Raw genomic sequence first — 14,355 nt, 5'->3', positions numbered from 1 at the left:
GGCTCCCGCGTCTCACGCAGTCCGCCCGCCCAGTCCGGCCGGGTGGGCAGAAGCGCCCAGTCGTCGAGCGAGTCGGATGCCGGAGCCCGGCGCGGCCCGCCGACCTCGCGGGGTTCGGCGAGCGGGGCGCGCGGTGCGGGCAGGGCGAGGCACGCGCGCCAGAAGGGCGTGAACACCGAGAACGGGCTTCCGGCGCCGGTGCGCACCGTCCACGGCTCGAACAGCAGCGAACCCGCGAACGACGAGACCTCGACGCCGTCCTCCCGGAGAGCGGACTTGAGGCCGGCATCGATCTCGCGCTCGGGCCCGCCGTATCGCCGGTTCCAGAAGACGGCGCCGGCCGCGGCATCCGTCACCGCCTCGCGCACCACCCGATCGGCCGGGCCGCGTCGCAGCACCAGGGTGCCGCCACGCTCGCGCAGCCGCTCGCCCAGCGAGGCGAGGCTGTGGTGCAGCCACCAGCGCGCCGCCCCGCCGAGCGGGCGGATGCCGGGGCTCTCCTCGTCGAGCACGTACAACCCGATCACGGGCTCGCCGCGATCCAGGGCCGCACGCAGCGCGGGGTTGTCGGCGAGGCGCAGGTCGTCGCGGAACCACACGATGGAGGGGCCGGGCATGGCCCCATCCTGCCGCGCGACCGTCCCGCGGGCGCGGTCTTGACAGGCCGACGATGATCGGCATGCTGAGCACCGGCGGGCGCTCGAGTGTGCGGAGGGTGTTCAGAGACCGTCGGTGTCGTGGCCCTTGGGCACCACGACCAGGAGTGCGGCGGGGGCGACGCGGGTCTTCACCGAGAGGGCCTCGCCGAACTCGTCGCCGTCGAGCTGCACGGGCCGCGGCTCGTGTGTCGCCAGCTCGATCCCCGCGCCGCGGGAGTAGATCACGGCGTTGTCCTTGGTACGCAGCGACAGCACGCGGCGGCCGGTGCGGAAGCGACGGAGGAAGCTGTTGTCCCACGCCACGCGGCGCCAGACGAACAGCCAGCCGAACGGCCCCTTGGGCTGGAAGATGACGATGTCGAGCGCGCCGTCGGCGATGGAGGCCTCGGGGATGAGGTCGAGTCCCGCGGGGAGCCTCCCGCAGTTCGCGAACAGCACGCTCTGCACGCGCGAGGAGTGCAGCCGGTGCCCGGGCAGCTCGTAGACGACGCGGAACGGCTTCGCGTACGGCAGCGCGCGCGCCGCCCCGTCGACGTACGCCACCCAGCCGACGGTCTTCTTCAGCTGCGGGTTGGTGTTGGCGATCATCGCGGCATCCAGGCCGATGCCGCCCATCACCACGAAGGCGTGCTCGGCGGTCGTCCCGTCGGGACGGCTCAGCTCGGTCCAGCCGACGTCCATGGCGAGCCTGTCGCCGTCGAAGACCGCCCGCACCATGGCGTCCGGCTCGGTCAGCGGCAGCCTCAGGTTTCGGGCGAGCAGGTTGCCGGTGCCGCTGGGCACGATCGCGAGGGGCACGCCGCTGCCGCTCATCGCCTCCGACACGGCGCGCACGGTGCCGTCGCCGCCGGCCACGAGGACGGTGTCGACGCCCTCGTCGAGTGCCTGACGGGTCACGTCGTCGCCGAGGTCGTCGACCGTGGTCTCGTAGAACAGGGGCTCGGCCCACCCGGCGTCCGCCGAGAGCCGGGTGACGGTCTCACGCAGGGTGTCGGCGTCGACCTTGATCGGGTTGTAGACGAGGGCGGCCTTGGGTGAGGGGCGCTCACCCGCAGTCTCCAAGGGACGCGTCCGTCCCGCCGGATCGACGCGGCGCGCGTAGCCGGTCTCGCCGTCGGCCGTGTCGGCCTCGACGTCGTCGGGCTCGCGGATCACGTCGTCGGGCTTCGCAGCCTCGGCCGGGTCGGGTGACTCGGCCTCGGGCCGCCCGGCAGGCGGGGCCGCGTCGGCGGTGGGGATCGTCTCCTCGATCTCCACCTCGGCGAGGTCGAGCTCGGCGGTGCTGGGACCGTCGGCGTAGATCGCATCGGCCGGGTGCGGGATGAGGTCGTCCTCGGGTCGTGCGTCGTCAGGTCGTGCGTCGTCAGGTCGTGCGTCGTCGCTCGATCCAGATGCCGCCATGTGGTCCAGAGTAGGACGCGAAACGCCCGTCGGGGGCATCCGAGGTCAAGGGGCGCGCCAGGGAGTCTCGGCCGTGGGTCGACGGCCGAGGCCACACGTGCCTGCGCGGAGGCCGTGACTAAGCTTGCAGGGTGATCGATCCCGTGCTGCTTCGCGACAATCCCGAGCTGGTCAAGCGCTCGCAGGAGGCGCGGGGCGAGTCGCCCGACACCGTTGACGTCGCCGTCGAGGCCGATCGGGCCCGACGTGCCGCGATCACGACGTTCGAAGAGCTCCGCGCCGCGCAGAACGCTCACGGCAAGAGAGTCGCGCAAGCCCCCAAAGAGGAGAAGGCGGCGCTCGTCGCCGAGGCCAAGCAGCTGAGCGAGCAGGTGAAGCAGGCCCAGCACGCGGTCACCGCCGCCGAGGAGGCATCCGCCGAGGCTTTCTCCGCCCTCGAGAACATCGTCATCGAGGGCGTGCCGTCCGGCGGCGAGGACGACTTCGTCACGCTGCGCACCCACGGCGAGGTTCCCGCCTTCGGCTTCGAGCCCCGCGACCACCTCGAGATCGGCGAGCGGCTCGGCGCGATCGACATGGAGCGCGGCACCAAGGTGTCGGGCAGCCGGTTCTACTTCCTCACCGGCATCGGCGCGCGCCTCGAGATCGCGCTGATGAACCTGGGGCTCGACCGCGCGCTGCAAGCGGGCTTCACGCCCATCATCCCGCCGACGCTGGTGCGCCCCGAGGTCATGCGCGGCACCGGGTTCCTCGGCAAGCACGCCGCCGAGGTCTACCACCTCGACGACGAGGACCTCTATCTCGTCGGCACCAGCGAGGTGCCGCTCGCCGGCTACCACATGGACGAGATCCTCGACCTCTCGCGCGGACCCAAGCGCTACGCCGGCTGGTCGACCTGCTACCGCAGCGAAGCCGGGTCGTACGGCAAGGACACCCGCGGCATCATCCGCGTGCACCAGTTCAACAAGCTCGAGATGTTCGTCTACACCACCCCTGAAGAGGCGGAGGCCGAGCACCTGCGCCTCGTCGAGCTGCAGGAGCGCATGCTGCAAGACCTGGGCCTGTCGTACCGCGTGATCGACGTGGCCGCGGGCGACCTCGGTTCGAGCGCCGCCCGCAAGTACGACGTCGAGGCCTGGGTGCCTACGCAGAACGCCTATCGTGAGCTCACCTCGACGTCGAACTGCACGACCTACCAGGCGCGTCGGCTCGACATCCGCTACCGGCCCGAAGGTGGCAAGACGCAGCCGGTCGCGACGCTCAACGGCACGCTCGCGACAACCCGCTGGATCGTTGCGATTCTCGAGACGCATCAGCGCGAGGACGGCTCGGTCACCGTGCCGGAGGTGCTGCGACCGTTCCTCGGCGGACTCGAGGTCATGGAGCCGATCGCGTGACCGACGCGCATCTGCCCGCGACCGGGTCGATCAAGGTCGTCGCGCCGAAGAAGGCCGCGAAGCTCGTCGAGCGGGTCGCGCGCGACACCGAGAATCCCGCCGTCGCGACGGAGCAGCTCCTCATCGCACTCGACATCGACGGCACCGTGCTGCTCGAGGACGAGTCGCTGAGTCCGGGGGTCGTCGACGCCGTCGAGCACGCGCACCGCGCTGGCCACGAGGTGATGGTCGCCACCGGCCGCAGCTGGGAGGGTACCCGCGGCATCCTGCGCGTGCTGGGCATCGCTCCCGAGTTCGTCGTGTGCTCCAACGGCGCCGTCGTCCTCAAGCGCGTCGAGGCCGACGAGCTGCGGTACGACCGCTGGCACATCGAGACCTTCGACCCGAGTGCCGTGCTCGAGCAGCTGCGCGAGCACCTGCCCGACGCGCGCTACCTCGTCGAGCTGCCCGACGGCCGTCGGCTGTACACGGAGTACCTCGAAGACTGGAATCTCACGAACGCGCGTCGAGTGCCGTTCGAAGAGCTCGGCGCGCAGCCCGTGTGCCGCATCGTCGTCGTGTCGCCTGACAAGCGCGAGAAGGACTTCGTCGACCTGGTGGCCCGCATCGGACTCCACCACGTCTCGTACGCCGTCGGCTGGACCGCATGGCTCGACATCGCGCCGAAGGGCGTCGACAAGAGCACCGGCCTCGAGCTGGTGCGCACCGAGCTCGGCATCGACCCGGCGCACGTCCTCGTGATGGGCGACGGCCGCAACGACGTCGGCATGTTCCGCTGGGCGCTCGACAACGGCGGGCGTGCCGTCGCGATGGCGCAGGGCCCGCAGGAAGTGCGGGATGCCGCGGGCGAGACCACGTCCTCGGTCCACGAGGGCGGCGTCGCCGCCGTGCTGCGCCTCCTCTGACCCCGCCACCCGGTCGTTGAGCGAGCGAGGAACGAGCGAGACGAAACGCCCCGAACCCGGCGCCTGACCGTGGTTCGAGGCGTTTCGTCTCGCTTCGCTCGCTCAATGACCGGACCAACTCGGGAAAGCGTGCGTCCTTCAGAGGATTGCCAGGCGCCGTTGGAAGAATGGGCCGACAGTGCTGTCGGCTAGACTCGACGCCTGTTCGACGGATGCCGCCCTCCGGGGTGGCTTCGGTCGGGAGGGTTGTCCGAGCGGCCGATGGACCTGGTCTTGAAAACCAGTGGGCAGCAATGTCCCGTGGGTTCGAATCCCACACCCTCCGCAGAAACGATGTGCCGGGGGCGACCGTGAGACCGCAGCATCCCTGAGAGGAACCGAGTGAGCTCGACGCACAAGCCCACGAGGCGTGGCCGCCGTACGGTGGCCCGTCATGGTGAGCTGTCGTCTCCGGGCCCGTTCGGCTTCGTCGCGAAGCTCATCGGCATCGTCGCCGCCGTGGTGCTGGTCTCGGGCGTCGGGGTCGCGGCATATGCCGTCACCGACATCACCACCAGCTTCACCGCGGATGCCGTCGAGCTCGAGGGCCAGGGATCCGTCCCGCCCGACATCGGAGCGATCGAGGGCGGCGTCGACATCCTGCTCGTCGGCACCGACGAATGCGAAGAGGAGTACGCGTACCTCTTCGGTGACCGTTGCACGGGCGCGGACGCCGGCGGGCAGCTCAACGACGTCAACATGCTCGTGCACATCTCCGACAACCCGCGCCGGGTGACGGTGGTGTCGTTCCCGCGCGACCTGATGATCCCGATCCCGTCCTGCACGCGCGAAGACGGCTCGACCACATCGGCGACCTCCAAGACGCAGATCAACGAGGCGTGGGGTTACGGCGGCCTGTCGTGCACCGCGAAGACGATCAGCGACCTGAGTGGTCAGAACATCCCGTTCGCCGCCAAGGTGAGCTTCGGCAACGTCATCAACATCACCGACGCGATCGGCGGCGTCGACGTCTGCATCGGCAACGGCGGCATCAAGGACAAGTACACCGCCATCAACTGGCCGGCGGGTCCTCGCACGATCCAGGGCGTCGAGGCGCTGCAGTTCCTGCGCACCCGCCACGGCCTCGAGAACGGCAGCGACCTGGCGCGCATCAGCAACCAGCAGCAGTACATGTCGAGCCTCGCCCGCAAGCTCGTCAGCAGCGAGGTGCTCTCCGACCCGGCGACGCTGTACAAGCTGGCCACCACAGCGGTCGACAACATCACGCCGAGCGAGTCGCTGACCAACCCCATGACGCTCATGCAGATCGCGCTCGCGATCAAGGACGTGCCGTTCGAAGACATCGTGTTCGTCCAGTACCCCGTGCTGACGGACCCCGCCGACGCCAACCGCGTGGTGCCCGACTACGACTCGGCCGATCAGCTGTGGGCGGCGCTCGCAGCCAACGAGTCGATCGAGGTCACGCACGACCAGGATCTCACCGGAGGAGTGATCGTGGCCGACCCGCAGCCCACTGAGCCGACCACCGACCCCGCGCCGACCACGGACCCGACCGCCGCGCCTGCGCCGAGCGAGACCCCCGTGGCGCTTCCCGACAACATCCCGGGTCAGAACGCGGCGCAGCAGACCTGCTCGGCCGGCAACGTCAGGGCCAACGGCTGATGGCGGCGTCGAAGCGGCCCTCGCGAGAGGGCCGGGCGCCCCTCGCGCGCCACGGTGCCCTGAAGTCCCGGCATCCGTTCGTCACACTCTTCGCCATGCTGGGCGTCGTGCTCGGCGTCTTCGGCGTGAGCGCTGCCAGCATCGCCGCGTACAACGTGTGGGACGCGACGCAGACGGTGGCCGCCAACGCCGTCGTTCTCGACGAGGGCGGGGTCCTGCCGCCGTCCCTGGGTGCGATCGAGGGCGGCGTCAACATCCTCATGGCCGGCACCGACTCGTGCGAGGGCGACAACGCGAAGCTGTCGTCCGCCTGCCAGCGCGGCGACACCGAGGGTGAGCGCAACGACGTCACCATGCTCGTGCACATCTCGGACGAGCCCCGTCGCGTGACGGTCGTCTCGTTCCCGCGCGACATGCTCGTGCCGATCCCGTCCTGCCCCACGGAGGACGGCAGCGGCAGCTACTCGGCGATGTCGTCGCAGATGATGAACGCGTCGTACCAGTACGGCGGGCTCGCCTGCACCGTGCTCACAGTCGAATCGCTCATCGAGGACGAGATCGACTTCGCAGCGGCGATCCGCTGGACCGGCGTCATCAACATGTCCGATGCCATCGGCGGCGTGGACGTGTGCGTGGCCGACGACATCAGCGACTCGCACACCGGGCTCAGCCTCACCGCAGGCAACCACACGCTCCAGGGCGTCCAGGCGCTGCAGTTCCTGCGCATCCGCCACGGCATCGGCGACGGCTCGGACCTCGGCCGCATCTCGAACCAGCAGCAGTTCATGTCGTCGATGGTGCGCAAGCTGCAGTCCGGCGCCGTGCTGTCGAACCCCGCGACGCTGCTGAACCTCGCGTCGACCGCGATCAACCAGGTGCAGCAGAAGCAGCTGGTCCTGAGCTCCGGTCTCACCAACCCCACGCTCATGGTGCAGATCGCGATGGCCGTCAAGGACGTGCCGTACGAAGACATCGTGTTCGTGCAGTACCCGACGCGGTATTCGTCCGGCGACGGCGCGAGCCGGGTCATGCCGGTGAAGGATGCCGCGAAGGTGCTGTTCGACGCGCTCAAGGCCAATCAACCGCTGACGCTCACCGGCGACGCCAGCCAGGGCTATGGCGTCGAGGTGACCGGTGAGGCCGTGAAGCCAGAGGTGGCGCCGACGCCCGCCGCGACGGCGGGGGAGACCCCGGCCACCGGTGAGACGCCCGCGACGGCGGAGACGCCTGTGCCCGAGCAGCGGGTCGAGCTGCCGTCCGACATCGCGGGGCAGACCGCCGCGCAGACGACGTGCACGCAGAAGGAAGGCCGGTAGCCGGTCCGCGGTCCGCGCCGGCGCGGTCGGCTGATATGCCGTCCCGCGCGGTCGGATGATACGCGTCCCGCGCCGGTGGCGAGACGCCCGACTCAGGCGGGGTGCCCCTCGCTGTCGGTGTGATCGCGCTGGGTGGAGAACTTCGAGACGAAGACGAGCCAGCTGCCGTCCGCCTGCAGTGTCGCGATGCCGCCGTCCTGCCAGATCCCGTTCTCGGGCCACCACTGCGAGCCGGCGGGGTCGCCCTGGTTCTGGTGGACGTTGTGCATGCCCTGCACTGACGCCGGTGCCGCGTTCTCAGGGAACGGCTCGCCCCACACCAGGGTGAGCGCGCCGACGCGCAGCGTCGCCTCCAGCGCCTCCGACGCCTGCAGGTGGTCGCCCGACCGCCAGGGCCGGAGGACGGGGATCCAGAACCACGACCGCTCGGCGGGTACGGCATCCCTCGCCCGGAACAGCCGCTGCAGGAACTGCCGGATGCCGATCACGCGCAGGGCCGGATGACGGATCACGTCGATCGCCCCGGTCGTCGGGGCGGAGACGAGCCGGGTGAACGCCGGTGGCGGAAGCGTCGGCCATCCGAGCTTGGCGCTGGTCGTGCGGACGGTCTTCCACTGCACGCCGGTTGCCGATTTGCTGCTGTCGACATCGACCGCGACCTTGAACTCGCGCGCTCCGCTGCGAACTCTGAGGTTGACGTGCCACCAGCGCCCGAACTCGTCCGGGTCGTCCCGCTCGTGCGACGTGAGGGTTCCGCTGAGGACTCCGTACTGTGTGAACGGCATACCCGGAGGAGCGGTGCGCTCGTGTGGCTGATACGACGAAGGCGTTTCCGGGTCGGGGGCGGCGTCGCGGCGACCGCGCCGGCGGGTGCAAGAAGCGGCGCTCGTCTCGGTTATGATTGCTGGGTGCATCCGCGCTTCACTGCCGGATGCCTGGAGACGTCGCATAGTCAGGCCTAGTGCACCACCCTGCTAAGGTGGAGTCCTCGTAAGGGGACCGAGGGTTCAAATCCCTCCGTCTCCGCACTTGTCCTGAGTCGCGACATCGTTTACGAAGGAGTCGCGACTCAGGACTTTTTTGTGGGTTCGTGGGGTTGACGGTGACGCTTGCTCGGTGAGTCGGGTCATCGTTGACGGCGCGTCTCATGGCTTCCGGGGTTGGTAGTCCCGGGTCGGGTCGATGGTGTGCTCAGCGATGATTTCGCCGGTGTTCGCGTTGCTGGTGACGATGTCGCGGTCGTGGATCAGCATGAGCACGGGTGTGCCGGTGTGGGCTTTGCCGATGCCGGGGTGGCGGAGTTTGCCGGCGTAGCGGATGGTGACTTTCCCGTGCGTGTCGACCTTGTCGGTGCGGGAGCGCCATTCTGTGGTCCGCGGTCCGGTGGGGGTGGCTTTCGGGAGTGCGGTGTAGGCCTCGAGGGGTGTTCGGCGGCCGACGGATCGGTGTGGGCGTTTCGTGTTGTACCAGTTCTGGAATTCGGTCAGCAGTTGCTGGAGGTCGTCGATCGTGGCGGGCAGTGGTCGGGCGTTGAGGAAGCGTTTCAGGGTCTGGTGGAATCTCTCGATGCTCCTATGTTCGTCAAGTGGCGATTTGGGGGAGGTTGGCGTAGATCTCTCGAGCGATGAATCTCTTCAGACAGCGGATGATCTCGCGCTTGCTGAGGCCCTCCGCGGTGCGGCGTTCGACGTAGGCGCGGGTGGCTTCGTGTCGGCGCATCCGGACGATCGCGACGATGTAGAGTGCGCTGTTCGCGGCGCGGTCACCGCTCCGGCTGAGCCGGTGACGGCCTGTGGTTCGCCCGCTCGAGGCGGGTTGTGGTGCAACTCCGCAGAGCTTGGCGAACGCGGCTTCGCTGTGGATCCGGGAAGCGTTGTCGCCGACCGTGACCAAGAACTGGCCAGCCAGCTCGGTGCCGACGCCATGCAACTCCACCAGCTGGGGTGCGACCTCGGTGACCAGGGCCGCGATCTGGACGCTGAGCTGCTTGACCTCTTCGTCTAGCGTCTTCCATCGACGCGCAAGATCACGCAGCGACAGTTTCGTCGCGGCTATGTGCATGCGGTCGGGATCGGCGACCAGCGAGAGCAGGTCCTCGGTCTCGGGACGGAGTCGGAGGCAGCGATTCACGAGAGTGCGCTTGGTGAGCCCGACAAGCTCGTCGCGCAGCTGGGACGGGGCGCCGATCATCACGCCGAACAGCGTGTTCATCGCCTGGCTCCGCGCCTTGACAGCGCTGGAACGGGTGACGCGGAGGGTGCGGATGACCTCAACGACGCCGGACTTGCTCTTAGGGACGGCGGTGGACGTCTCGCCGAGCACGGCGCGGGCGACCTGTTCCGCGTCGAGTCGGTCGGACTTACCGTCCATTCGCCGGGCGAGTCGATTGGGTCGGTTGACCTCGACGACCTTCTCGCCGTTGCGGGTGAGTTCGCGTGCCAGGGCGGCGCCGAACGAGCCAGTGCTCTCGACTCCGATCGAGCTCACCTCGCCGTAGCCGCGCATCCAGGCGCGTAGAGCCGCATACCCGGTCCCGGTGGCGGGGAACTCTCGGTGCCCGAGTAGGCGACCCTGGCTGTCAATCGCCGCCGCGTAGTGGGTGTTCTTGTGCGTGTCGACCCCGCCGATCACCGTGACAGGGTCCGTGAGAGTTGTCATGCTGGTGGTGCTCCTTCCGTGCTGCTGAATGGGACGGTCGGAGCGAGCCGGTCGGGCGGAGCGACAGGACTGTGATGGGGCTTCTAGTCCAAGCTCCTATCAGGTCAGTTCCGTCCGGCCGGCAGGCCCCAGGGTGCAGCACCTGGCCGGGCCGACAAATCGAACGAAGGACACCGTGGTCAATTCTTGACCTGGGTCAGACTCGACCCGGTGCTGCACCACTTCAAGTCTTCACAGATCTTCCCTTGGGTCTGAGGGTGTCCGGGGCGGCCGTTCTTCTGGGTGATGCCGTGCGCGGCGATGAGTTTCTCGAACCCGCCGCGGGCGCCCTTGAAGCGTGCGAGGCGGGTGGTGAACACGAGCCCGTTGTCGGTGAGGGTGGACATCGGTGGCCCGTATCGGCTGATCAGCTCGGTCATCGCGGTGACGACCATGGGCCCGGTGAACGCGGCTGCGGCGCGGATGTCGAGCAGCCGGGAGTGGTCGTCGAGGAAGTCGAGGATCTCGACCCGGGTGCCGGATGCGAGATACCAGTGGGTGATGTCGGCTTGCCAGCACTCGTTGGGAAGGTCGGCTTGGAAGCGGATGTAGGAGCTGCGGGGCGCTTCGCCGGCTCCGGGGTGATCAGTGCTTCGGCGTGCAAGACACGGCGGATCGTGGCCGTCGAGGGCACCCGGAAGCCCGCCTGCTCAAGGTGCCAGGCGATGGTGGCAGGGCCGGCGTCCGCGCCTTGGGCGACCAGCTCCCGGCGCAACTGGACGATCCGCTCGCGGATCACCGGCGGCGTGGCCCCGGGACGGGTCTGCGGAGCCCGCGAACGCGGTGCGACACCGTCGGGTCCTTCGGCGTCGTAACGGCGGACGAGTGTATGGACCCATTGTCGGGTCACGCCGAATCGGGCAGCGGCCTCTGCATGGGAGAGACCTTGTTCACGGACGGCGCGGACGATGACGAGGTTCTTCGGTTTCACGCCCCATCGTGTCCGCGGCCCCCGTCAGCGATGTCGCGACTCACCGGTCAACGATCACGCGCCCCGCGGTGTCAACGATGTCGCGACTCAGCCGTCAACGATCACGAGCGAGATCCGCGCGATCAGCTGTCAACGATGTCCTGAAACCCGACACCTCCGTCTCCGCACTTTCGCCCACATTCAGCGACGTTCGTGCAGGTTGAGCGACTTGGAACTACATTCGTGGCTTGACCTGGGCTACTCCGATTCCGAAATTCTTTGGCAGAATGCGCGCCGGAGGTTTGCGCCCTGGCGCAGAGTGCTCAACTGCGTCTCGTTTGGGTCCCGAACACGGAGGGACGATTTCCCTCGGTGCTGCGGAGTACCGGCCAGCCGTTCACCAATGCCAATCGTGCGGCTCATGTCAGACCATCATCGGGCCTGCGCACGCGCGGGTCCTGCGGGCAGCGTGGCTGGGCGGAACGTCGCGGACCTCGTTCGCCCGCACCCCTGAGCAGCGGCACGCCACTGAGGGACCGACTTTCGAGCGTCGTCTGGCGCGCCCGGTGAAAATCAAGCATGCACAGCGGTGGCGTGAACAGCTGGCGTCGACAGTTCGCACGGCGCGCGCCGCGACCGTGTGGCTGGAAGACTCGGGGCCGTGATGCAACCCGAACGCGCCCCCATCGATGTCGTGTGCTGGGACTGGAACGGAACGCTCCTCGACGACGTTGACGTTGCCCGAGAGGCGATGAATACCGTGCTCCGGGAGCGAACCCTGCCGGTCATACCCGATCAGGATTCCTACCGACAAGCCTTCGGATTTCCGATCAGGGAGTTCTACGCGCGGCTCGGCGTTGACGAGGCAGACTTCCTCGCCGCCGTTGACCAGTACCTCCGGCTGTTCGCCGACACGGTGGGGCAGGCTTCTCTCCAGCCCGACGCACGAGTAACCCTTGCATCGGTCCGTGACCTCGGCTTCGAACAAGTCCTGATCTCCGCAACTCGTGAGCGCACCTTAGAGCAGCAACTGACCCCTCATGTTCTGAACGAGTTCTTCTCGCAAACCCATGGCATCACCGATGCGTATGCGGCCTCCAAAGCGCATGTTGTCGAGTCGTGGTTGACGACTTCGGGCCATGATCCTCGGCGTGTGCTGATGGCCGGCGACACGAACCACGACGAAGAGATCGCCGAGGCGCTCAACGTGCAGTTCATCCGGTTTCGAAACGGACACCAGGAGGCCCCCGACCATGACCGGCACAGAGTCGTCAGCAACTTGCGCGACGTCGCACGCCACGTCCACAGCGCAAATGGCGGCAACTAGCGGGCCTGCATCACGGCGCCAGGCGGGGCCGCGAGACGCAGACTTGAACGAAGTCCGGTAAGGGACCGGCTTGCGGACGCCGCAAACGAGCGATCCGCCACGCACGTCAACGTCCACCATGCGGGGGTCGGACGCACCCCGCAGATCGGATGTCGCCGCCGGTCCCCGTCACGCATACGGAGAGCTCCGCGCAGCGCTTTCGCTGAATGCGCTTCGTCTCGACGCCTCACGGCAGCGACATCCTTGCCATGTACCGCGGCTCGGGCGTCAACGATCGTGCCCGTCGCGGACAGGTGCGGGCTCGGATGAATCGCGCCGGCGAGCTCGTCGGACTGATCCGTCGATCAAGAGGCTAGCCGTCCAGATCAGGGCAACGATGCCCGGCAGCAGAGCCGTCGGGCGGCCGTCGGACCAGCCCACCACCGCGACGGCTGCGAGAACGAGGATCACAACGGCCGAGAGCCCGAGCCATATCCGAGGGTGTCGACCGCGGAAGCTCTGCGGCCCGGGTACCGCGGCCGCGACCTCGGCACGCATCTCGTCCCGGAACTGTTGACGTGCGCTGCGCGCAGTGATCATGGTGCGGTCGGCGTTCGACTCCCCATCGTCGGACAGGACCTCGAGCAGTGATGGGTGAATCCGGAGGATCTCACATAGGTCCTGAAGTGCTGCAGCGTGCGGTCCTCGCCGAAACAGCGCACGCAGACGGTCGCCGCGCTCCTGGTCGAGGCGAAACCGCGTGACCCACGCAGCAGGGTCACCGTCGTCGAGCACGAGATCACTGAGCATCGCGCTCACCGTTGCACCGTCGTGGTCGGCTTGGCCAGGCTTGCTCGGGTCGACCCGCAGCCACGGTGTCCGCCACGTCATGATGACCGCGCTGCGGCGATGTATGAAGGCCGCGGAGGCTTCCTCGCCGCTTCGCCACATGGCGATGCCGTCGGTCATCGCCCAAACGCCGTTTGTGAATGCCGTGTCACGGTCCGCCGGATCGTGGACCGTGAGCGCAAGCCCCATTTCCCTGGCGTCGACGGCGACGAACGACATGTCGAATCGCGCCCCGAGAGTCGCCAGCACAGCCGGCTTCTCATGGGTCGTCCAAGCGATCGCGTCGACGCGCCCCGGTCCACCCGGCGCGGTGTCGCCGAGGCCCGGGTCATCATCGGATTCACCGGCGAGCTGTTCGATGCGCTCACCGTCAAGAGTGCTTCCTCGACCAGCCAGACTGTTGAGGCCGTCGATGAGTCGGTCCCGGTCCAGCAGGGACCATCGCAGTTCCGGGCCATATGTGGCGGCGACCGCGAGGGGCGACCCGTCATCGTCTAACGGAACAAGCGCGAACGTGCCGCCTTCGAGAGGACTGTGACGCACGACCGCAGGCACGCGAAGTTGGCGGAGGAGTTCCGCGAGGCCTTCGACGCAATCGGCCTCGGACGCCGGCAGATCGAGTCGTACCCAGAAAGCGGGCTCCGGCTCGCGCGCTGGCATCACGTCGCTCAGCCTATTCGGAGCTCCCGGCGCGGCCGACCTTGTCTGATCGCAGAAGGCCCTCACGCCGGTCCGCCGTGCTCTACCGACTCGAGCGGGGGAGCCCGTAGCCGAAGCCCGGCAAACATGGGTGCGGTTCGGCCCCACGCGATGCTCGTCGACTATGTCGTCGTGGTATGGAACGACATGTCCAATTCACCATCAGGGAGATGCAGCTGCGCTGCTGGGTGTTGGCCAACACGGTGACTTGCCTGAACGGCGTTGACCGACCTGATGCGCCATGCAGGTCCGCCACTCGAGCGTCGCCCTCTCGAGGATCGGTATCCGGTCGAGTGAGTAACGGGTTCGAGTCACGTTAGTCACCTGAGCGCGCTCGACGACCCGCCTGCGCGCAGGGGAGGCGGTCGCAGATTTCGTAAACGGGTAACCGACTTCTGGTGGGAAAGCGCGTCACCCGTCCTGGTGGCGGACGTCTGGCGCTCCTGAGCGTGCAGTTTCACCGCGCCGAACAGACGTGATGCCGACGGGACTGTCATCCTCGATGCATTCAGCACGGCGGGACAGTAAATGGGGACGGCGCACACCCAGAGCTG

General features: G+C 68.2%; 11 protein-coding genes, 2 tRNA genes and 2 pseudogenes. 7 read left to right on the top strand and 8 right to left on the bottom strand.

Annotated elements, in window-relative coordinates:
* Both ACI3KX_RS13475 and ACI3KX_RS13470 read right to left on the bottom strand, forming a co-directional pair.
* On the bottom strand, window positions 1-617 hold a 617-nt coding region (locus ACI3KX_RS13475; protein ID WP_404910045.1), incomplete at its 3' end, for a deoxyribodipyrimidine photo-lyase.
* A gap of 102 nt (window positions 618-719) precedes the next feature.
* Window positions 720-2,060, bottom strand: coding sequence for a diacylglycerol kinase family protein (locus ACI3KX_RS13470; RefSeq protein ID WP_404910044.1), 1,341 nt, complete (start codon window positions 2,058-2,060; stop codon window positions 720-722).
* A gap of 131 nt (window positions 2,061-2,191) precedes the next feature.
* On the opposite strand from ACI3KX_RS13470, the gene serS reads away from it, so the two are divergent.
* The 5 genes from serS (at window position 2,192) to ACI3KX_RS13445 (ending at window position 7,340) form a co-directional block, all read left to right on the top strand.
* The gene (serS, locus tag ACI3KX_RS13465) at window positions 2,192-3,457 is read left to right on the top strand and encodes a serine--tRNA ligase (RefSeq protein ID WP_349428902.1); all 1,266 of its coding nucleotides are present in this window, start codon (window positions 2,192-2,194) and stop codon (window positions 3,455-3,457) included.
* Entirely contained in the window at window positions 3,454-4,362 is a 909-nt protein-coding gene (locus ACI3KX_RS13460) for an HAD family hydrolase (protein WP_404910043.1), read from the top strand. Before serS ends, ACI3KX_RS13460 begins: the two co-directional genes overlap by 4 nt.
* Before the next feature lie 240 nt (window positions 4,363-4,602).
* Window positions 4,603-4,687: transfer RNA gene (locus ACI3KX_RS13455), tRNA-Ser, on the top strand.
* A 56-nt stretch (window positions 4,688-4,743) separates the two neighbouring features.
* Window positions 4,744-6,024, top strand: coding sequence for an LCP family protein (locus ACI3KX_RS13450; RefSeq protein WP_349428900.1), 1,281 nt, complete (start codon window positions 4,744-4,746; stop codon window positions 6,022-6,024).
* Window positions 6,025-6,119: 95 nt separating this feature from the next.
* Window positions 6,120-7,340, top strand: a complete 1,221-nt coding sequence (locus tag ACI3KX_RS13445) for an LCP family protein (protein ID WP_404910042.1) — start codon at window positions 6,120-6,122, stop codon at window positions 7,338-7,340.
* 92 nt (window positions 7,341-7,432) lie between these two features.
* Here ACI3KX_RS13445 and ACI3KX_RS13440 read toward each other — a convergent pair whose 3' ends face one another.
* The gene (locus tag ACI3KX_RS13440; RefSeq protein ID WP_404910041.1) at window positions 7,433-8,125 is read right to left on the bottom strand and encodes a DUF2278 family protein; all 693 of its coding nucleotides are present in this window, start codon (window positions 8,123-8,125) and stop codon (window positions 7,433-7,435) included.
* Window positions 8,126-8,277: 152 nt separating this feature from the next.
* Here ACI3KX_RS13440 and ACI3KX_RS13435 point away from each other — a divergent pair.
* Window positions 8,278-8,366 (top strand) — tRNA-Ser (locus ACI3KX_RS13435).
* Between the two features lie 455 nt (window positions 8,367-8,821).
* Here ACI3KX_RS13435 and ACI3KX_RS13430 read toward each other — a convergent pair.
* The 4 genes and pseudogenes from ACI3KX_RS13430 to ACI3KX_RS13415 all read right to left on the bottom strand — a co-directional run.
* Window positions 8,822-8,887: pseudogene (locus tag ACI3KX_RS13430) on the bottom strand (hypothetical protein); the annotation flags it as partial.
* 34 nt (window positions 8,888-8,921) lie between these two features.
* A complete protein-coding gene (locus tag ACI3KX_RS13425) occupies window positions 8,922-9,971 on the bottom strand; it encodes an IS110 family transposase (protein ID WP_404910040.1) in 1,050 nt (349 codons plus the stop codon).
* A 206-nt stretch (window positions 9,972-10,177) separates the two neighbouring features.
* A complete protein-coding gene (locus ACI3KX_RS13420) occupies window positions 10,178-10,585 on the bottom strand; it encodes a DDE-type integrase/transposase/recombinase (protein WP_404910048.1) in 408 nt (135 codons plus the stop codon).
* A gap of 65 nt (window positions 10,586-10,650) precedes the next feature.
* Window positions 10,651-10,968 (bottom strand): annotated as a pseudogene (locus ACI3KX_RS13415) (helix-turn-helix domain-containing protein); the annotation flags it as partial.
* 643 nt (window positions 10,969-11,611) lie between these two features.
* Between ACI3KX_RS13415 and ACI3KX_RS13410 the strand changes: the two are divergent.
* Complete coding sequence (locus tag ACI3KX_RS13410; RefSeq protein ID WP_404910047.1) at window positions 11,612-12,274, top strand: HAD family hydrolase; 663 nt, start codon at window positions 11,612-11,614, stop codon at window positions 12,272-12,274.
* Between the two features lie 267 nt (window positions 12,275-12,541).
* Here ACI3KX_RS13410 and ACI3KX_RS13405 read toward each other — a convergent pair whose 3' ends face one another.
* Entirely contained in the window at window positions 12,542-13,765 is a 1,224-nt protein-coding gene (locus tag ACI3KX_RS13405) for a hypothetical protein (RefSeq protein WP_404910039.1), read from the bottom strand.
* Window positions 13,766-14,355: the final 590 nt, after the last annotated feature.

Source organism: Microbacterium sp. ZW CA_36, from assembly GCF_044987475.1.
Classification (GTDB): Bacteria; Actinomycetota; Actinomycetes; order Actinomycetales; family Microbacteriaceae; genus Microbacterium.
The sequence above is the reverse complement of the archived record's forward strand: the minus strand, read 5'-3'. Positions and strand labels throughout refer to the sequence as shown.

Coding starts and splice junctions, on each gene's coding strand:
- ACI3KX_RS13470 (WP_404910044.1), bottom strand. CDS start 2,060: ATGGCGGCATCTGGATCGAGCGACGACGCACGACCTGACGACGCACGA.
- ACI3KX_RS13445 (WP_404910042.1), top strand. CDS start 6,120: ATGCTGGGCGTCGTGCTCGGCGTCTTCGGCGTGAGCGCTGCCAGCATC.
- ACI3KX_RS13440 (WP_404910041.1), bottom strand. CDS start 8,125: ATGCCGTTCACACAGTACGGAGTCCTCAGCGGAACCCTCACGTCGCAC.
- ACI3KX_RS13410 (WP_404910047.1), top strand. CDS start 11,612: ATGCAACCCGAACGCGCCCCCATCGATGTCGTGTGCTGGGACTGGAAC.